This is a genomic window from Mesorhizobium sp. M0938, from assembly GCF_040319125.1.
GTDB classification, from domain to species: Bacteria; Pseudomonadota; Alphaproteobacteria; order Rhizobiales; family Rhizobiaceae; genus Mesorhizobium; species Mesorhizobium robiniae.
In genome coordinates, this window is the sequence record NZ_JAMYNS010000004.1 from 1 (window position 1) to 19,809 (window position 19,809).

The 19,809-nt window shown below is 62.3% G+C and carries 16 protein-coding genes and 1 pseudogene; 12 read left to right on the top strand and 5 right to left on the bottom strand.

Going from position 1 to position 19,809, the window contains the following annotated elements; genetic code table 11:
* The first annotated feature begins 214 nt into the window (after positions 1–214).
* The 11 genes and pseudogenes from pyrH to lpxB all read left to right on the top strand — a co-directional run bounded on the left by pyrH (position 215) and on the right by lpxB (position 11,684).
* On the top strand, positions 215–937 hold the full coding sequence (gene pyrH / locus NKH73_RS07645) for a UMP kinase (RefSeq protein ID WP_352929882.1): 723 nt from the start codon (positions 215–217) through the stop codon (positions 935–937).
* A gap of 126 nt (positions 938–1,063) precedes the next feature.
* The gene (frr, locus tag NKH73_RS07650) at positions 1,064–1,618 is read left to right on the top strand and encodes a ribosome recycling factor (RefSeq protein ID WP_095485252.1); all 555 of its coding nucleotides are present in this window, start codon (positions 1,064–1,066) and stop codon (positions 1,616–1,618) included.
* An 11-nt stretch (positions 1,619–1,629) separates the two neighbouring features.
* Positions 1,630–2,373, top strand: a pseudogene (locus NKH73_RS07655) (isoprenyl transferase); the annotation flags it as partial.
* Positions 2,370–3,200, top strand: coding sequence for a phosphatidate cytidylyltransferase (locus tag NKH73_RS07660; RefSeq protein WP_352929886.1), 831 nt, complete (start codon positions 2,370–2,372; stop codon positions 3,198–3,200). The pseudogene NKH73_RS07655 and the gene NKH73_RS07660, both read left to right, overlap by 4 nt.
* A 115-nt stretch (positions 3,201–3,315) precedes the next feature.
* Complete coding sequence (rseP, locus tag NKH73_RS07665) at positions 3,316–4,458, top strand: RIP metalloprotease RseP (protein WP_352929889.1); 1,143 nt, start codon at positions 3,316–3,318, stop codon at positions 4,456–4,458.
* 217 nt (positions 4,459–4,675) lie between these two features.
* On the top strand, positions 4,676–7,081 hold the full coding sequence (gene bamA / locus NKH73_RS07670; protein WP_352929891.1) for an outer membrane protein assembly factor BamA: 2,406 nt from the start codon (positions 4,676–4,678) through the stop codon (positions 7,079–7,081).
* 178 nt (positions 7,082–7,259) lie between these two features.
* A complete protein-coding gene (gene lpxD / locus NKH73_RS07675) occupies positions 7,260–8,318 on the top strand; it encodes a UDP-3-O-(3-hydroxymyristoyl)glucosamine N-acyltransferase (RefSeq protein WP_352929894.1) in 1,059 nt (352 codons plus the stop codon).
* Positions 8,319–8,777: a 3-hydroxyacyl-ACP dehydratase FabZ gene (gene fabZ / locus NKH73_RS07680; RefSeq protein WP_352929897.1), complete on the top strand. Its 459-nt coding sequence runs from the start codon at positions 8,319–8,321 to the stop codon at positions 8,775–8,777. It begins immediately after the preceding gene.
* 13 nt (positions 8,778–8,790) lie between these two features.
* Positions 8,791–9,624, top strand: coding sequence for an acyl-ACP--UDP-N-acetylglucosamine O-acyltransferase (gene lpxA, locus NKH73_RS07685; RefSeq protein ID WP_352929900.1), 834 nt, complete (start codon positions 8,791–8,793; stop codon positions 9,622–9,624).
* Positions 9,611–10,510 (top strand): LpxI family protein, encoded by a 900-nt coding sequence (locus NKH73_RS07690; RefSeq protein WP_352930733.1) that lies wholly within the window; start codon positions 9,611–9,613, stop codon positions 10,508–10,510. Before lpxA ends, NKH73_RS07690 begins: the two co-directional genes overlap by 14 nt.
* Positions 10,500–11,684 (top strand): lipid-A-disaccharide synthase, encoded by a 1,185-nt coding sequence (lpxB, locus tag NKH73_RS07695; protein ID WP_352929903.1) that lies wholly within the window; start codon positions 10,500–10,502, stop codon positions 11,682–11,684. Before NKH73_RS07690 ends, lpxB begins: the two co-directional genes overlap by 11 nt.
* 76 nt (positions 11,685–11,760) lie before the next feature.
* Here lpxB and gltA read toward each other — a convergent pair whose 3' ends face one another.
* Both gltA and gltX read right to left on the bottom strand, forming a co-directional pair.
* Positions 11,761–13,089, bottom strand: coding sequence for a citrate synthase (gene gltA / locus NKH73_RS07700; protein ID WP_352929906.1), 1,329 nt, complete (start codon positions 13,087–13,089; stop codon positions 11,761–11,763).
* Between the two features lie 181 nt (positions 13,090–13,270).
* The gene (gene gltX / locus NKH73_RS07705) at positions 13,271–14,695 is read right to left on the bottom strand and encodes a glutamate--tRNA ligase (protein ID WP_352929909.1); all 1,425 of its coding nucleotides are present in this window, start codon (positions 14,693–14,695) and stop codon (positions 13,271–13,273) included.
* A 102-nt stretch (positions 14,696–14,797) separates the two neighbouring features.
* On the opposite strand from gltX, the gene NKH73_RS07710 reads away from it, so the two are divergent.
* Positions 14,798–17,254 carry a ComEC/Rec2 family competence protein gene (locus tag NKH73_RS07710; protein ID WP_352929912.1) on the top strand — a complete coding sequence of 819 codons (2,457 nt, stop codon included), beginning with the start codon at positions 14,798–14,800 and terminating at the stop codon, positions 17,252–17,254.
* Here the strand turns inward: NKH73_RS07710 and lexA are convergent.
* From lexA to moaC, 3 genes are all read right to left on the bottom strand, one after another.
* On the bottom strand, positions 17,248–18,000 hold the full coding sequence (gene lexA / locus NKH73_RS07715; protein WP_352929915.1) for a transcriptional repressor LexA: 753 nt from the start codon (positions 17,998–18,000) through the stop codon (positions 17,248–17,250). The genes NKH73_RS07710 and lexA overlap by 7 nt on opposite strands.
* A gap of 104 nt (positions 18,001–18,104) precedes the next feature.
* Positions 18,105–19,310, bottom strand: a complete 1,206-nt coding sequence (locus tag NKH73_RS07720; protein WP_352929917.1) for a molybdopterin molybdotransferase MoeA — start codon at positions 19,308–19,310, stop codon at positions 18,105–18,107.
* Positions 19,310–19,807 carry a cyclic pyranopterin monophosphate synthase MoaC gene (gene moaC, locus NKH73_RS07725; protein ID WP_352929920.1) on the bottom strand — a complete coding sequence of 166 codons (498 nt, stop codon included), beginning with the start codon at positions 19,805–19,807 and terminating at the stop codon, positions 19,310–19,312. The genes NKH73_RS07720 and moaC overlap by 1 nt, the downstream gene beginning before the upstream one ends.
* Positions 19,808–19,809: the final 2 nt, after the last annotated feature.

The window sequence follows — 19,809 nt, forward strand, 5'->3', positions numbered from 1 at the left end:
TTACAACCACACCCCGCAAACCCATATCGGCGCGGGGCGGGGGGGCTGGTTTTTGTTTAAAATATACTTATAAAATGTGGGTATGCTTGTTTCCGGGGGGGGGCGCCGGGTGACCGGGCGGGGCCCTTCGTGTATCGGAACGCCAATGTTTCGGGGCAGCGCCTGCGCGGGGGAGCCGCTCCAGGCGCGTCACACGCACAACGATGAGGACCAGATGACGGTGAAGCCCCTCTACCGACGTGTCTTGCTGAAAGCGTCAGGCGAAGCGTTGATGGGCGAGCAGCATTTCGGCATCGACGTGTCGGTCGTCGATCGTATCGCAGCAGACATCGCCGAGGCCCGCGCCCTGGACATCGAGGTCGGTGTCGTCATCGGCGGCGGCAACATCTTTCGCGGCGTGGCGGTTGCGTCCAAGGGCGGAGATCGCGTCACTGGCGACCACATGGGCATGCTCGCCACCGTCATCAACTCGCTGGCGCTGCGCACCTCGTTGAACAAGATAGGCGTCGACGCGGTGGTGCTGTCGGCAATCGCCATGCCTGAACTTTGCGAGAGCTTTTCGCAGCGCCAGGCGACCGCCTACATGAACCAGGGCAAGGTCGTCATCTTCGCCGGCGGCACCGGCAATCCGTTCTTCACCACCGATTCGGCCGCGGCGCTTCGTGCGGCGGAAATCGGCGCCGATGCACTGTTCAAGGGTACTCAGGTCGACGGCGTCTATTCGGCCGATCCCAAGAAGGACCCGAACGCGACTCGCTTCGAGCGCATCAGCCATGGCGAAGTGATAAAACGCGGTCTTTCGATCATGGATACGGCCGCGATTGCACTTGCGCGCGAAAACAACATTCCGATAATCGTCTATTCGATCCACGAGAAGGGTGGTTTCGGTGATATTCTGAGGGGCGGTGGCCGTTGCACGGTCGTCGCGGACGACTGATCGGGAGCCCGATGCCGAGCCGAGGGTCCGCGTAAGCGAAAAGCGGGAACCGGTTTTCGGATTGAGGCTCGAACACGGGGTTACCCCTGAACAGTGAACCCGGGCTAACGGGTCGAGGAGACGATGATGAGTGGCGAATACGATGATCTCAAACGGCGCATGGACGGGGCGATCGCTGCGTTCAAGCACGATCTGGCTTCGCTGCGGACCGGCCGCGCCTCGAGCAACCTGCTCGACGCGATCCAGGTGCAGGCCTACGGCACCACCATGCCGATCAACCAGGTGGCGAACGTGTCGGTGCCGGAGCCGCGCATGATTTCGGTTTCGGTCTGGGACAAGTCGATGGTCGGCGCGGTCGATCGCGCCATCCGCGAATCCAATCTCGGCTTCAATCCGATCGTCGACGGCACCAATCTCAGAATTCCGCTGCCCGAGCTCAACGAACAGCGCCGCAAGGAGCTGGTCAAGATCTCGCATGGTTATGCCGAGAATGCCCGCATCGCCGTGCGCCACGTGCGCCGGGATGGCATGGAATTTCTCAAAAAGGCGGAAAAGGACGGCGACATCAGCGAGGATGATCAGCGTAAGCGGTCCGACCAGGTCCAGAAGCTCACCGATGAGATGATCGGCACCATCGACCATCTGCTTTCCGATAAGGAAGCTGAAATCATGCAGGTTTAAGGGTCCGACCCGAAAGCGAAACTATGACAAGCCCCGCGCATGTCGCGATCATCATGGACGGAAACGGACGCTGGGCCAAGGCGCGCGGCATGCCACGGCTTGCCGGCCATCGTGCCGGCGTCGAGGCGTTGCGCAACACGGTGCGCGCCGCTCCTGGCCTCGGCATCTCCTTCCTGACCGTCTACGCCTTCTCGTCGGAAAACTGGTCGCGACCGAAGTCCGAAGTCAGCGACCTGATGGGCCTCCTGAAAATCTTCATCCGCCGCGATCTCGCCGAACTGCACCAGAGCGGCGTGCGGGTCAGGATAATCGGCGACAGGGCAGGGTTGCAGCCTGATATCAGGAGCCTGCTGGAAGAGGCCGAAACGCTGACTATGCGCAACGATGCGCTGACGCTGGTCATCGCCTTCAACTATGGCGGGCGTGACGAGATCGTGCGCACGGCGCGCAAGCTTGCCTCGGCAGTGGCGCGCGGCGAGCTCGACAGCGAGGCGATCACGGCCGAATCCTTCGCCGGCTCCCTCGATACCCAGGGTATTCCGGACCCTGAGCTGGTCATCCGCACCAGCGGCGAACTCAGGTTGTCGAATTTCCTTCTGTGGCAGGCCGCCTATAGCGAGCTCGTCTTCCTGCCTTGCTACTGGCCCGATTTCAGCCGCGAGCATTTGGCCGACGCATTGCGCGATTTCGCCGGACGCGAGCGCCGTTTCGGCGGGCTTGGCGCTCAAGACGTCGCCGTGACTGCCAAGGGATGAGCAACCTCCAGCTTCGCGTGATTTCTGCCGTCGTGCTTGCCGTCATCACGCTTGGCCTGACCTGGCTCGGCGGACTGCCCTTCCGGCTGCTTTGCGCCGCCATGACGATCCTGATCTTCTATGAATGGACGCGGATGTGCCGCCCGGTTGCAGCCACGAGCCTTGGTTTGCTGCCTGAAGCGCTGCTTCTGGTCTTCGTCGTCGCCTTGGTCGCCGGCCTGCCGGCGTCCTGGCTGCTGCTTCTTGTGGCCGCGATGGCCGTTGTCACCGTCCTCGTGTCTTCGATGCACCAGACTTCGGTGCACCAGACAGGGCCGTGGGACGCGTCCGGCCTTGCCTATGCCGCCATTTCCGGCCTGTCGCTTGCTCTTTTGCGCGACGGCGACCGATCCGGCCTAGTCGCCATTCTCTTCCTGTTCGCGGTGGTTTGGGCGACCGACATATCGGCCTATTTTGTCGGTCGCGCTGTTGGCGGTCCGAAGCTGGCGCCATCGATCTCGCCCGGCAAGACGCAGAGCGGGGCGCTCGGTGGGGCCGTTGGCGGGGTTGTTGCCGGGCTGCTTTTGGCCGCCTTGGCCGGGGCCGGCAATCTCGCAATTCTCGGTGTCGTTGCGCTCGTGCTTTCGATCGTGGCCCAGGCCGGCGACCTTTTCGAATCATGGGTGAAGCGCCGTCACGACCGCAAGGATTCGGGCACGCTGATACCGGGCCATGGCGGTGTGATGGACCGAGTCGACGGGCTTGTCGCGGCGGCCTTCGCCCTATACGTCATCGGGTGGATTTCGGCGACCGCCGACCATCCGGCGCAGGGGCTGTTTCCAGCTTGATCGGCATTGTTCCTTGCCCGGTTTCTTCACCTGCGCAGGATGCGCCATGGATTCGCCTGGATTGATGTCACAGTCGCGGTACGAGCGTGCTGCGGACGAATTTTGAGGACATGAGTTGAACGAGATTCTTCACGCGGTTTTCAGCACGGAGGGCTTTTTCCTCGGCACGCTGGTGCCTTTCCTGTTCGTGCTGACCGTGGTCGTGTTCGTGCACGAGATGGGCCATTACCTGGTCGGCCGCTGGTGCGGCATCGGCGTAAAAGCCTTTTCGATCGGCTTCGGCCCGGAGCTGTTCGGCTTTAATGACAGCCATGGCACGCGTTGGAAGCTCTGCGCCATTCCGCTTGGCGGCTATGTCAAATTTGTCGGCGACATGAATGCCACCTCGAGCCAGCCCAGCTCGGAGGAGCTTGAATCGCTGACCAACGCCGAACGCAAGATTGCTTTCCATACGCAGCCGGTCTGGAAGCGCGCGGCGACTGTGGTTGCCGGCCCGCTGTTCAACTTCCTGCTGACGATCGCCGTCTTTGCGGTGCTGTTTTCCGTCTATGGCCGCCCTGTGATGGAGCCGATGGTGGCTGAAGTCACCGCCGGCAGTCCTGCGGCCAGGGCCGGCATCCTGCCGGGCGACCGATTCGTCAGCGTCAACGGCAGCAAGGTCCAGACCTTCTCCGACGTCCAGCGCCTGGTTTCGGGCCGCGGCGGCGATGCCATTACCTTCGTCATGCTGCGGGACGGCAAGGAGATCACCGCCACTGCGACGCCGGAGCTGATGGAGCAGCAAGACGGGCTGGGCAACAAGGTCAAAGTGGCCGTGATCGGCGTCGTCAACAATCAGGAATTCGGCCAACCCAGGCTAGTCAGTTACAACCCGATCGAAGCGGTAGGGGCGGCGGTCGAGGAGACGGGATATATCATTCAGCGCACCGGTCAGTTCCTGCAGCGTTTCGTCGTCGGCCGCGAAGACAAATGCCAGCTGGGCGGGCCAATCAAGATCGCAAAGATGTCAGGGCAGGCGGCAAAACTGGGCTTCGACTGGCTTGTACAACTTGTTGCTTTGCTGTCGGTCGGGATCGGTATTCTCAACCTTTTGCCGATTCCCCCCCTCGACGGCGGCCATCTGTTGTTCTACGGCGTGGAGGCAGTCATTCGGCGGCCGGTGTCGGAACGGATGATGGAAATGGGTTACAGGGCTGGCTTCATGCTCGTGTTGGGCTTCATGGGGTTCGTTTTCTGGAACGATCTGTTTGGATGCTGAAATCATGAAGAAATTTGGCTTCGACAGAGCCAATGTTGAGACGCCGTTTACCATGCGTGGGGATATGCGTGACGCGAAAGCCACGCAACAGGGTTAAGTAAATACAAATTAACCAGGAGCCTTGCGTGTAGGGAAAATCCGGTTAATACGGTAGGGGAAATTACCGCACGTCCGGTTTTCTCGCCGTGGGGACTTCGAGAAAAGGTACAAAAGCCCGATGAAGGCAACTTCCAAGTTTCTGAGCGCCGCGTCCGCGGTGGCCATGTCCGCCGCTCTGGTCGTGCCAGGTGCGCTCGCAGTGCAATTCGTTGCCACATCGGCGGTCGAGGCCGCTGTTGTCTCAAGAGTCGAAGTCAGCGGCAATCAGCGTGTCGACGCCGACACGATCCGCAACTACGTCACGATCAAGCCCGGCAAGGTCTTCTCCAGCGCCGATATCGACGACGCGGTCAAGGCGCTGTTCGGCACCGGGCTGTTCTCGGACGTCCAGATCAACCAGGTCGGTTCTTCGCTGGTCATCAAGGTTTCCGAATATCAGGTCGTGAACCAGGTGCTGTTCCAGGGCAACAAGAAGCTCAAGGACAACGCGCTTGCGGTCTCGATCCAGTTGAAGCCGCGCGGAACGTTCTCGCAGCAGGCGCTCGATGCCGACGTCGAGGCGGTCAAGGCCGCCTACAGGCGTATCGGCCGCGACGACGCCGCCGTGACCACCGAGATCATGGATCTCGGCGACAACCGCGTGAACGTGGTCTTCAACATCAACGAAGGCGGCCGCACGCAGATCGCCGCGATCAATTTCGTCGGCAACAGCGCCTATTCGAGTCGTCGTCTGTCCGACATCATCTCTACCAAGCGCTCGTCCTACCTTTCGTTCGTGCTGCGCGACGACGTCTATGACGAAGACAAGCTGCGCGCCGACCAGGAGCTGCTGCGCCGTTTCTATTACAATCACGGCTATGCCGATTTCCAGGTCGTTTCCGCGGTCGGCGAACTCGACGAGACCACCAACAAATACACGGTGACGATCACCGTGCAGGAGGGGGATCGCTACACATTTGGCGACGTCAGCGTCGAGAGCACGATTCCCGAGGTCGACGGCGCATCGCTGCAGTCGGTGGTCGAGACCCACAAGGGCGATGTCTACAACGCCAAGAACGTCGAAGACACCATTATCGCGCTGACCGAGACGGTCGCCGGTTCCGGCTATGCCTTCGCCCAGGTGACGCCGCGCGGCGACCGCAATTTCGAGAACCACACCATTTCGGTGGTCTATACGATCGACCAGGGCACCAAGGCCTATGTCGAACGCATCGAGATTCGCGGCAACGACCGGACACGCGACTATGTCATTCGTCGCGAATTCGACGTGAGCGAGGGCGACGCCTTCAACCAGGTTCTCATCCAGCGCGCGAAGAAGCGGCTGGAAGCGCTCGATTACTTTGAAAAAGTCGAGGTTTCCACCGTTCCCGGCTCTGAGCCGGACCAAGTGGTGCTGGTGGTCGACGTGGTCGAGAAGTCGACCGGCGAGTTCTCGGTTGGCGCCGGCTATTCGACTGGCGGCGATACGGCAGGCCCGTCCATCGAAGGATCGATCACCGAGCGCAACTTCCTCGGACGCGGTCAGTTCATCAGGATATCGGCGGGCGGCGGCAGAAATTCGCGCGATTATAACTTTTCCTTCACCGAGCCCTATTTCCTCGGGCGGCGTATCGCCGCCGGTTTCGATGTCTTCAACCGGACCAGGAACTATGACGAATACGAGAGCGAGACGATAGGCGCGACAGTGCGCTTCGGCCTGCCGATCACCGACAACATCTCGACGCAGCTTGCCTATAATATCTCGCAGGAGAAGTATAAGCTCGACGAAGACTGCGACGATGATAACGATGGCATCGACGAGCCCTCGGACAATGATGGTATCCCCGCCCCCGACTGCGTCGACGACATATCTCGGGCGATCCTTCAGGGTATCGAAGAGAGCCCGTGGCTCAAGTCGTCAGTCAGTCTCGGCCTGGTCTACAACACCATCGACGACATGAAAAATCCGCATGAAGGTATCTATGCAAACGTCAGCACGGAATTCGCCGGTCTCGGTGGTGACGCCAAGTATGTCAAGGTCACAGCGCGCGGCAGCGTCTACCAGACATTGTCGGAGCAGCTTGATCTGGTCGGGTTGATTTCGGGCGGGGCTGGCCACGTCCAAGGCTACGGCGGCGGCGATCTGCGCATCTTCGATCATTTCCAGAGCAGTGACCGCATGATCCGCGGCTTTGCCTATGGTGGCATCGGTCCCGTCGACAGCGACGACGCGGGCGACCATCTCGGCGGCACCACTTATTTCCATGCCTCGGCGGAGGCCCAGTTCCCAATGCCGGTCATTCCGGAGAGCTTCGGTCTGCGTGGCGCAGTCTTCGCCGATGCGGCAACGCTTTACGGCAGCAAGGTTCAGGCAGATTTTGTCGACCAGTCGACAACCGACATGCAGTGGCGCGCCTCCGTCGGCGTCGGTCTGATGTGGGCGTCACCGTTCGGCCCGATCCGCATCGACTATGCGGTCCCGGTCCTCAAGGAAGAGACCGACGACGTGCAGGAATTTAACTTCGGCATATCGACCCGCTTCTGATCGGCGGGCAACGATGTTTCCGGGCCGTTTGGGTCCGGAAGAGAGTGATCCGATACTACAGCGCCGCGTGTCCTCCGGAGGCGCAAAGCATACTGTGGCACTTTGATTTGCACATGATCCTTTCCGAAGATCGATTCCGATTTTTGGGGTCATGCGCTAGCTGGATATAGCTTCTGGAATGACCGATCCGGTGTTCTTCGCGCCCTCACGCCGGTACACGGCTGGCGAAGTCGCGAATCTGACCGGCTCGGTGCTTGTCGATTCGGGCCTCTCCGATATATCGATCGAAGCTTTGGCGCCGGCAAGCGAGGGCGGCGAGCATGCCCTCGTCTTCGTCGATGGCAGGCGCAACTTCGCGCTGATGCAATCGCTGCGGGCAGCTGCAGTTCTCTGTCCCGCCGAATTTGCCAGCAAAGCGCCAGCGGGCATCGCGGTTCTGGTCCATCCGCGCCCGCAACAGGCTTTCGCGATGGTCGGACGCCTTCTCTTCCCAGCGGCTGCGACACCGGCGCCGATGACCGGCGAAACCGGCATCTCGCCGCATGCCCATATCGACCCATCGGCGCATATTGAGGCCGGCGCGATCATCGAGGCCGGCGCGATCATCGGCCCCCGCGCTTCTATCGGCAGCGGAACCGTCATCGCCCCTCATGCCGTTATCGGTCCCTCCTGCCAGTTCGGCCGCGACGGCTATGTCGGTCCAGGCGCCAGCATCCAGTACGCGCTGATCGGCAACCGCGTCATCATCCATGGCGGTGCCCGCATCGGTCAGGACGGCTTTGGCTTCGTGGCCGGAGCGAAGGGCCCGGAGCGCGTCCCGCAGATCGGCCGGGTCGTTATCCAGGACGATGTCGAGATCGGCTCAAACACCACGGTCGATCGTGGCGCCATGTCCGACACGATCATCGGTCAGGGGACCAAGATCGATAATCTGGTGCAGATCGCTCATAACGTCCGCATCGGCCGCAACTGCATAATCGCCGGTCTTTCAGGTATTTCCGGTTCCGTGACGGTGGGCGACAACGTCACCATGGGTGGCGGTGTCGGCCTTGCCGATCACCTGACCATAGGGACCGGGGCCAAACTTGCTGCGAGAAGCGGGTTTATGAGCAACGTTCCTGCGGGCGAGATTTGGGGAGGATATCCGGCACAGCCGATGGCGGAAGCCATGCGGGAGATCGCAGCTTTGCGAAGACTGGCCAGGGCGCGCAAATCCGGCGAGGGGGGGAATAGCTAGATGATGGCGGCGACGACGCTCGAAGCGGTCGACATATTGGGGTTGATGAAGCTCCTGCCGCATCGCTATCCGTTCCTGATGATCGACCGCATCATCGATATCGATGGCGACGAGTCCGCTATCGGCATCAAGAACGTGACCATAAACGAGCCGCATTTTCAGGGTCATTTCCCGGATCAGCCGGTCATGCCCGGCGTGCTGATCGTCGAGGCGATGGCGCAGACGGCCGGCGCCATCTGCATCCGCAGCCTTGGCACCGAAAAACCATCGCTGGTCTATTTCCTGACCATCGATAACGCCAAATTCCGCAAACCGGTCGTTCCCGGCGACCAGTTGAAGATTCATGTGAAGAAAATTAAGAAACGCGGCAACCTTCTCAAATTCGCCTGCGAGGCTCTGGTCGACGGCGTCAAGGCCGCGGAAGCCGAGATATCAGCGATGATGGTTACGAGCGACTGACGATCGAATGCTTATGAAAATCCAGACAGTTATCCATCCATCTTCGGTCATCGAGGCAGGCGCTAAAATCGGCGAAGGCGTCCGCATCGGGCCGTTCTGTCATATCAGCGGCGACGCCGTGATCGGCGACCGCGTCGAACTGGTCAGCCACGTCTCGGTGATGGGCGCGACCACGATCGGCGCCTCGACCAAGGTCTATCCGATGGCGACATTGGGCGCGCCGCCGCAAAACACCAAGCACAAGGGCGGCCGCACCACGCTCGTCATCGGTGAGAACTGCACGATCCGCGAAGGCGTGACCATGCACCTCGGCACCGATTCCAGCCGCGGCGAGACTGTTATCGGCGACAACGGCAACTTCCTTGCCTATGCCCACATCGCGCATGATTGCATCGTCGGCAAGAACGCCACCTTCGCCAATCAGGCGACGTTGGGCGGCCATTGTGAGATCGGCGACAACGTCTATATCGGTGGGCTCGCCGCTGTTCATCAGTTTGTCCGCGTCGGCGAGAATGCCTTTCTCGGCGGCTGCTCGGCAATTGTCGGCGATGTCATTCCCTACGCCATCGCCGTCGGCAATCGCGCCAGCCTTCGCGGCCTCAACATCATCGGCCTGAAGCGCGCCGGCCTGCCGCGCGCCGAGATCCTTACGTTGCGCAAGGCCTACAGGACGATCTTCGATCGCTCCCGAACCGTCGGCGAGAATATCGAGTTCGCCAAGGCGGAATTCGCTTCATCGCCGACGGCCATGAAGATCATCGATTTCATCGCCAGTCGCGGCAAGCGGCACTACGCCGTCCCGTCGCTCAAGGGCGGCGACGGTGACGATGGCGATGACGAAGGCTGAGATCGCCGGGGCGAAGCTTCAACTCGCGCCGGGCTCTAGGATCGGTATCGTTGCCGGTAGCGGCAGCTTGCCCGTGGAAGTCGCCGAAGGGCTGGCCGCGCATGATCATCCGCCTTTCATTCTGTTGATGGAAGGCGAGGCCGACCGGCAGGAGCTCCGCCGGTACGAGCACGACAGCTTGGCACTTGAGCAGATCGGCTCATTGGTGGCGACGCTGAAGCGTCACGGCGTCACCCATCTGGTTCTTGCCGGCGAGATCAAGCGCAGGCCGCGGCTGATCGACATGCGCCCGAGTTTCGGATTGCTGGCGATCGTGCCTTCGGTGGTCCTGGCGCTGGCGCGCGGCGATGATGGGCTTCTGAAAGTCCTGACACGGGGCCTTGAAAAGCGGGGCATCAAAGTGGTCGGCGTGCATGAGGTGGTTCCCGAACTGGCGGCGAGCCAGGGAACACTGACCGCGGCAGGACCAAATCGATCCGACTGGCGCGACATCGAGGCAGGGCGCGCCGCCGCCAAGGCCATTGGTGCGCTTGATATCGGCCAGGCGGCAATAGCGGTCGGTGGGCGGGCGATCGCGCTGGAAGGCATCGAGGGCACTGCCGGGCTGCTGGAGCGGGCAAGAGAGTTGCGCGGCCATGGCAGGCTGGCCGGCGGCACGCGTGGTGTCCTGGTCAAATGCGCCAAGCCCGGCCAGGAGTTGCGCGCCGACCTGCCGTCGATCGGCCCGCAGACGGTCGATGCGGCGCATGCAGCCGGCCTTGCCGGCATTGCCATCGAAGCTGGTCGTTCGCTCATTCTGGAGGGCCCCGTCACCATCGCGCGCGCCAATGCGCTCGGCCTTTTCATCGTCGGCCTGCCCGTCGAGGAGCCGGCCAATGGCCAGTGACAAGCCGCTGAAGATCGCCATCGTCGCCGGCGAGGAATCCGGCGACTTGCTTGGCGCCGACCTCATCCAGGCGCTTAAGCGCACGACCGGCCGCGAGGTCAGGCTCGTCGGCATTGGCGGGCGCCATCTGCAGGCGCTTGGCCTCATCCCACTGTTCGAGGGCAGCGAGATCGCGCTGACAGGGCTGAGCGCCGTCCTGCGTGACCTGCCGCGCCTGATGCGGCGGATCAGCCAGACGGCCGGCGCGGTCGCCGGTGAAAAGCCCGACTGCCTCATCACCATCGACAGTCCGGATTTTTCACTCCGCGTAGCCAAGAAGGTGCGTGCCGCCGATCCGGCAATCCCCATCGTCCACTATGTCTGCCCGAGCGTCTGGGCATGGCGGCCGGGCAGGGCGGTGGCGATGAAACCGTATGTCGACCATATCCTTTGCATCCTGCCCTTCGAGGTGAAGGAACTCGCCCGCCTCGGAGGTCCGCCCGGCACCTATGTCGGCCATCGCCTCTCGCATGATCCGGGCGTGCTCGGTGCTGCCAAGGCGCAAAGCCTGCTGCGCGACCTGTCCGAGGATCGCGTGAAGACATTGCTGGTGCTGCCCGGCTCGCGTCGCGGCGAGGTGCGAAGGCTGGTTGGCCCGTTCGGCAAGACGGTCTCGATCCTGCGCGCGCGGGGGCATCGCTTGCGCCTGCTGTTGCCGACGGTTCCGCATGTCGCCGACCTGGTCAGGACTTCGGTGGCAAGTTGGGACGAGAAGCCGGAGATCATCCTTGATCCCGAACGCAAATGGCAGGCTTTCGGCAAGGCCGATGCGGCGCTGATCGCATCGGGAACGGTGTCACTGGAACTGGCGCTGTCGGGTGTGCCAATGATCTCCTGCTACCGGCTCGATCCGGTCATGTGGATGGCCCAACGCTTGATCACCGTATGGAGCGCCGCCTTGCCCAATCTCATCGCCGACCGTCCGGTGGTGACCGAGCACTACAATGAATATGTGCGGCCACACTATCTGGCGCGGCAGCTGGAAGCGCTGTTTTCCGACACTGCCTACCGCACTTGGCAGAAGGACGGTTTTGCCGAAGTGGCCAGACGCATGGCCACCGACAGGCCGTCCGGCGATATCGCGGCGGGGGTGGTGATGGAGTACATAAAGAAGCGAATAGGGAGTAGCGAATAGCGAGTAGGGGCAGGCTGCCGTCTAGCGTTCGCTGTCTTCTTCCCCATTCGCTACTCACTATTCGCTATTCACTCACCTACCGCTTCGCAATCGGCACGTAATCCCGTTCCGGCGCACCTGTATAGAGCTGGCGCGGGCGGCCGATCTTCTGGTGCGGATCCTCGATCATCTCCTTCCACTGCGCGATCCAGCCGACTGTGCGGGCGACCGCGAACAGCACGGTGAACATGGTGGTGGGGAAGCCCAGCGCCTTCAGCGTGATGCCGGAATAGAAATCGACGTTCGGATAAAGCTTCTTCTCGATGAAATAGGCATCGGTCAGCGCGATCTTTTCCAGCTCCATGGCGATGTCGAGCAGCGGATCGTCCTTAATGCCGAGTTCGCCCAGCACCTCATGTGCGGTCTTCTGCATGATCTTGGCGCGCGGATCGTAGTTTTTGTAAACGCGATGGCCAAAACCCATCAGCCGGAACGGGTCGTTCTTATCCTTGGCGCGGGCGATGAATTCCGGGATGTGGTCGACATGACCGATTTCGCCCAGCATGTTCAGAGCGGCCTCGTTGGCGCCGCCATGCGCCGGGCCCCACAGGCAAGCAATGCCGGCAGCGATACAGGCAAACGGATTGGCGCCCGACGAGCCGGCGAGGCGGACGGTCGAAGTCGAGGCGTTCTGCTCGTGATCGGCGTGCAGGATGAAGATGCGCTCCATCGCACGCGCCAGCACCGGGTTGATCTTATATTCCTCGCAAGGCACGGCGAAGCACATATGCAGGAAGTTGGCCGCGAAATTCAGCTCGTTCTTCGGGTAAATGAAGGGCTGGCCGATGTGATATTTGTAGGCCATCGCCGCGATCGTCGGCATTTTCGCGATCAGCCGCATCGATGCGACCATGCGCTGATACGGGTCCGAGATGTCGGTGGAATCGTGATAGAAGGCCGACAGCGCGCCGACCACGCCGCACATCACCGCCATCGGATGCGCGTCGCGGCGAAAGCCGGTGAAGAAGCGCGACATCTGCTCGTGCACCATGGTGTGGCGCGTCACTCGGTAGTCGAAATCGTCCTTCTGCGCCTTGGTCGGCAATTCGCCATAGAGCAAGAGATAGCAGACTTCGAGGAAGTCGCCATGCTCGGCCAGCTGGTCGATGGGGTAACCGCGGTGCAAAAGAATGCCGGCATCGCCATCGATGAAGGTGATTTCCGACTCGCAGCTTGCCGTCGACGTGAAGCCGGGATCGTAGGTGAAGGCCCCGGTGGTGCTGTAAAGCGAGCCGATGTCGATGACATCTGGTCCGACCGAACCGCTTCGCACCTTGAGCTCGTGAGTTTTGCCGCCGAATTCAAGTTTTGCAGTCGATGCTTGGGTTTTGCCGCCAAATTCCATCTTTGTCGCAGCTTCGGACATTGCAAACTCCTTTTGGTTTTCTCACTGCCGGCAAGGCAATATATCTGCAACGCAACACGTCGAAAGGATCGGAGTTCGCGCGTTTGCGCCCGCTTTTGGATTTGCGTGCCAAATTGGGCCAAGACCTAATGTTGCACTGCGAAACCCGCCTTTCAATGCCAATCTTCTTGGGCCAGTTTTGCTAATCGATTTGATCGGATATGCGCGCCAGGCTTTCGTCGCGGCCAAGCACGGCAAGCACATCGAACACGCCGGGCGAGGTGCTTTTGCCGGTCAGCGCGGCACGCAGAGGTTGGGCCACGGCACCGAGCTTATGACCGCCTGCCAGAGCATATTCGCGGATCGCAGCCTCCGCCGCGGCGGCCGTCCAGTCACCTGAAACTGCCTTCAGCACCGCGTGGGCACCCCGCAGGATCTCGCGCGCCTCACCGCTGAGCAGCGCCGCCGCCTTCTCGTCGATCGGCAGCGGCCGATCGGTGAACAGGAAGCCGGCACCGTCGGCCAGCTCGACCAGCGTCTTGGCACGCTCCTTCAAGCCTGGCAGGGCGGCAAGCAATTGCGCCTTGCGCGTGTCGTCGAGGCGCGTTGCGATCGCCGGGCCGCCTTCGAGATAGGGCAAGGTGGCGATGAAGATATCGAGCAATTCGGCGTCGCTCATCCGGCGCATATGCACGCCGTTCAAAGCCTCCAGCTTGGCGAAGTCGAAACGGGCGGCGCCCTTGTTGACGTCGCCGATATCGAACCAGGCAATCATGTCCTTGATCGACATCACTTCGTCGTCGCCATGGCTCCAGCCAAGCCGCGCCAGGTAGTTGAGCAGCGCCTCGGGCAGATAGCCCATGGCGCGATAGGCCTCGACACCGAGCGCACCATGTCGCTTCGACAGCTTGGCGCCGTCGGCGCCGTGGATCAGCGGAATATGCGACATCGACGGCACGTCCCAGCCCATGGCTCGATAGATCACCATCTGGCGGGCGGCGTTGGTCAGATGATCGTCGCCGCGGATGATGTGGGTGATGCCCATGTCATGGTCGTCGACGACGACAGCATGCATATAGGTCGGATTGCCGTCCGAGCGCAGGATGATGAAATCGTCGAGATCCTTGTTGGGGAAGCGCACTTCACCCTGCACGAGATCATCCACCACCGTCTCGCCCTCGGTCGGCGCCTTGATGCGGATGGCGCCCTTACCGCCCGCAGGCGCCTCCGACGGGTCGCGATCGCGCCAGCGTCCATCATAGCGGGGAGGGAGCCCCTTGGCCCGCGCGCTCTCGCGCATCGCCTCCAGCTCGGTTGGCGTCGCATAGCAATAATAGGCCTTGCCCATGCGCACCAACTCCTCGGCTACCTCGCGGTGGCGCGGCGCGCGCTCGAACTGCGATACCGGCTCGCCGTCCCAGGTGAGGCCGAGCCAGGAGAGCCCGTCGAGGATGGCAGCGGTTGCCGCAGCCGTCGAACGCTCACGATCGGTGTCCTCGATGCGCAGCAGCATCGTGCCGCCGGTGTGTTTCGAATACAGCCAGTTGAACAGCGCCGTGCGCGCCCCGCCAATATGCAGGAAGCCGGTGGGCGAGGGGGCAAAACGGGTGACGACCTTGTCGGACATGGAACTCTCGGGCAGGCGCAGGAAACGGATGTGGTTGCGCGGACTTTCGCGCGTCGCGCGTTCATGTAGCATAGGAGGTCAAGGGCGCAAGGGGCAGACCCGATGGCTGGACCAGGCCGCGGCGTGAACGAGAGCGAGGGCGCGGTCGCAAGCGTCAGCGAACGATCGCTGTTTGCCGACGTTCCTCACGCCGAGCCGCTACCCGTTTCGTTGCCTGGGTCGCACCCGGGCATCCAGCCTCTTTCGCCAGGCCGCTCCGCGCCAATACCCAGTCCAACACCCGGGCCTGTCGTTGGCTTCCGCCGACAGTTCCGTCGCCTCGCACCATCCGCTGTCCGCAACAGCGTTGTTTCGGCGGCCGGCATGGAACTCGACCGCGGCGTCGCCTTCCTGCTGGTGCCGGTTTTCCTGGCATCCGGCGTGATCGTCTATTTTTCGCTTGCCGTGGAACCGGGCTTTCCCCAACCCATCGCCGTCGTGGTCCTCACGGCATTGTGTGCAGCGGTCACGCGGTCATGGCGCAAAACGCATTTGTGTTTCATGGCAGCGTTGCTGTGCGCACTCGGTGTGCTCGCCGCCAAGGTTGAAACCTGGCGCGCGGGAACGCAGATGCTAGGTTCGGTAATCCAGACCCAGCTCACCGGCCGCGTCGTCAGGCTCGACCAGATGGCGAACGGCCGGATCAGGCTGACCATCGACGTGATATCGACCGCCCGGCCGACACTGCGTTATGCACCGGAACGGGTCAGGGTTTCGGCACGCAAAACTCCCGCTGAGATGACCGCAGGCTCGGTGGTGGCCGGCTATGTGAGGCTTCTGCCTCCGACTGGCCCGGTTAGGCCGGACAGCTATGACTTCTCCTTTGACAGCTATTTCGCCGGTATTGGCGCTAGCGGCTTTTTCCTTGGCAATCCGAAGATCGTCGCTTCCGAGGATGCACCGTTAGCCACGCGCCTTTCCGCCTCGATCGAAAAGGCGCGCGAAAGCATCGCCGACCATATCAGGGACAGCATCGGTGGCGCCGAGGGGGAGATTGCCGCAGCGCTGATCGTCGGCGTGCGTGCCGGCATCCCCGAAGAGATCAACGAATCGATGCGGCGCACCGGCATCTATCACATCATCTCCATTTCCGGCCTGCACATGGCGCTTGTCGCCGGCACCATCATGGGATTGCTGCGCGGCGCCTTTGCGCTGTTCCCCGATTTTTCGTCGCGCAGGCCGGTCAAAAAATATGCGGCCGGCGCCGCACTCGTTTCCATAGCTGCCTATCTGATTTTTTCCGGTGTCGTGGTCGCGGCTGAGCGCAGCTTCATCATGTTGGCGGTGATGCTTGTCGCCGTGCTGTTCGATCGGGCCGCACTCACCATGCGCAATCTGACGATTTCAGCGATCGCCGTCATCGTCGTGTCGCCGCACGAGGTGGTCGGCCCCAGCTTCCAGATGTCCTTCGCCGCGACCGCAGCCCTCGTAGGCGCCTATGCAGGCTGGTCGGACTATCGTGCCGACAAGGCCGAGGCGCCGCCGCAGCGACGGTCACCGGTCGCTTTCGTCACGCGGAAACTCCTCGCTGGGACAGGTGCAATCGCAATGACCTCCATCATTGCCGGCAGCGCCACCGCGCTTTTCGCCATCTGGCACTTCCAGCGCGTCTCGCCGCTCAGCCTGTTCGCCAATCTGGCCGTCATGCCGATCGTCACGGTCGTCATGTTCCTGGCCGTCGTTAGCGCCTTGGCAATGCCTTTCGGCCTCGACGGGCCTTTCCTCTACATGATGGGCAAGGGGCTGACGGCGATGATTGCAATATCGGGATGGATCTCCGAGCGTTCGCCGGTCGATGCAGTCGGGCTGATTTCGTTGCAGTCGGTTCTGCTGGTGACGGTCGCCCTGGTCATTGCCACAATGGCGACGACATGGTTGCGGCTTGCGGCACTTCCCTTTGCGCTCGCCGGCCTGCTAACGATTTCCGAGACACGCACCCCCGACGTGCTGATCTCGGAGGACGCACATCTGGTGGCGCTGCCGATCGGCGGCGGCGAACTTGCCATCAACCGAGTGCGTTCGAACGAATTCACAACCGACAATTGGAAACATGCGCTGACCTCAGCGACCATTGTCGAGCCGGAGACATTTGAAAAAGGAGACGTGCGGTTCGACATCGCCGACCCTGCCGACCTGCCGCCGGGAGCGCCTTTTTACTGCACTGACGGCCTCTGCATCGCCCGGCATCCGTCCGGCGCCATCATCGCGCTCGCCGACGACCGCAAAACCGCGCGGCCGGCCTGTGGCTTTGCGGATTTGATCGTCATCGACGATGCCACAGCCTATTATAATCCCTGCCGCAACCCGCTGGTTCTCGTCGTCACCAAACGCCAGCTCGCTCGCATGGGCAGTGCTGCCGTCTTCTTCGATCCGCTATCAGCGACGACGCGCGCAGAAATCCGTTTTGCCGTCGATCAGCCATACAGGCCCTGGCATGAGCAGCGGAGATTTTCGCGCGAGGCGAGGGGTCTGCCGCCTTACCGCAAGCCTGAGAAACCCAAGAAAGCTGCCGTTCAGTAACGCCGGATCAACCCGACCAACTTGCCTTGCACCTTGACCCGGTCCGGCCCGAATATGCGCGTCTCATAGGCCGGATTGGCGGCTTCCAGCGCGATCGAGGCGCCTTTGCGGCGGAACCGCTTCAGGGTCGCTTCCTCCTCGTCGACCAGGGCGACAATGATCTCGCCAGGCTGGGCGGTGTCGGCGTTGCGGATGATGACCGTATCGCCGTCAAAAATGCCGGCCTCGATCATCGAATCACCTTTGACCTCCAGCGCGTAGTGCGCGCCGCCGGTGATCATGTCCGGTGGCACCGAGATCGAATGCGTCTGGTGCTGGATGGCATCGATCGGCACACCGGCAGCGATACGGCCCATCACCGGGATGGAGACGGTGGCGACAACGTCGTCGTCGTTGCCGGCCGCAGGCATGCGTGAAGGCGCCGGCTTGATCTGCCGCCCGAGGCTGCCCTGTCCATGGCTGCTCTGCCCAAGGCTGCCCTGAATGACGCTCGGCGAGAATTTGCGCGCCGCATTGAGGCCGGGCGCGATCGAATCGGGCAGGCGCAGCACCTCCAGCGCGCGAGCGCGGTTGGGCAGCCGGCGAATGAAGCCGCGCTCCTCCAGCGCCGTGATCAGCCGATGGATTCCCGACTTGGAGGCCAAGTCGAGCGCTTCCTTCATCTCGTCGAACGATGGCGGAATGCCGCTTTCCTTCAGCCGCTCGTGGATGAACATCAACAGCTCATGTTGTTTGCGTGTCAGCATCGCGACCCCCAACAGAATCAGAAAAACAAACCCAGAACAAACACTATCTGTTCCAGTTGTGTTCCGCAACTGTTTAAAGTTTAATGAATGCGTTGACGGTTTGTTCAGCGTAACATCAGCACGCTGCAGGCGGCGCCTGTCGCGGCTGGGGGTGCAAATGGCTCACGCACGATCAGCCCGTTCGCGTCGGCCAGCATCCTGAGCATCGAGGAATCCTGGATGCCGAACGGCGTCGCCGTTAGCGTGCCGGCGTCTTCCTTCACCACCGCGCGTACATAGTCCTGCCTGAGATCGTTGGCCGGAATGGCGGCGCCGAGCCGCGCCTGACGCATGTCCTGCCGGTAGGCGCGGCCGCCGAGCCGCGCAAGCAACGGCTTCAGGAAAAGCTGTGTGCAGACCAGGCTCGCCACTGGATTGCCAGGCAGGCCGATGCAGCGGATGTCGCCCAGCCGGCCGAACATCAGCGGTTTGCCCGGTCGCATGGCGATCTTCCAGAAATCGAGCGTCATGCCTTCGCCAGTCAGCACGTCATGCACAAGGTCGTGGTCGCCGACTGAGGCGCCGCCCAGCGTGACGATGACGTCGGCTCCTGCATCGACCGCTTTTTTCACCAGCGCGGCGATCGCCTCCTTGCGGTCGGAGGCGATGCCGAGATCGAGCGCGTCGGCGCCGACCAAGCGAGCAGCGGCGGCGACGCCATAGGCATTTGACGAGATGATCTGGTCGGGGCCAGGCTCGCTGCCAGGCGGCAGCAATTCGTCGCCGGTAGCGATGATGGCGACCAGCGGCCGTTTCACCACGCTGACCTGCGGGTGGTTGGCCGACGCCGCCAGCGACAACGCCGCCGGATCAAGCAGGCGACCTTTCTCCAGCAGGACGTCGCCCTTCGAGAAATCGAGCCCGAGGCGTCGAATGTTGCGGCCTTCAACCGTCGGCGCGGTCACTTCGATGCTGCCGCCGCCGAGGTCGCGGACATTCTCCTGGATGACGATGGTATCGGCGCCTGCGGGAAGCGGCGCGCCGGTAAAGATGCGCACGGCCTGCGTCGGGCCGACTGTTCCGGCAAAGCCGCGTCCGGCCGGCGCCATGCCGATCACCGAAAGTGTTGCCGGCACTGACGCGACATCCTCGGCCCGCGCGGCATAGCCGTCCATGGCGGACGCGTTGAAGGGCGGCTGTGTGCGGAGCGCCATGAGCGGCCCCGCCAGCACGCGGTCGGCGGCGTCCATCAGGGCGATGCTTTCAGCTTGCAAGGGCGCAGCATCGTCAAGCAGACGCTCTAGCGCCTCGGCGACCGGAAGCAGCGCCATTATCGGCCTGTCCCCTGGGCGCCCGCTTTGTAGTCGCCGGATTTGCCGCCGGTCTTTTCCACCAGCCTAATGCCCGAGATCACCATGGCGCGGTCGGCCGCCTTGGCCATATCGTAAATGGTCAGGCAAGCGACCGAGACGGCAGTCAGCGCCTCCATCTCGACGCCGGTCTTACCGGTGACGCGGGCCAACGCCGTGACCTTCAGGCCGGGCAGCGTCGCGTCCGGTTCGATGTCGACGGATATCTTGGTCAACAGCAGCGGGTGGCAGAGCGGAATCAGCTCATGAGTCCTCTTGGCCGCCATGATGCCGGCGATGCGAGCCGTACCCAGCACGTCGCCTTTCTTGGCATCACCATCGAGGATCATTTTCAGCGTCTCGGGCAGCATCGAGACAAAACCCTCGGCGATCGCCGTGCGCGTCGTCTCCGCCTTGTCGCCGACATCGACCATGTTGGCCTCGCCTTTCGCGCCAAGATGGGTGAGGGCGGCCGTCATCG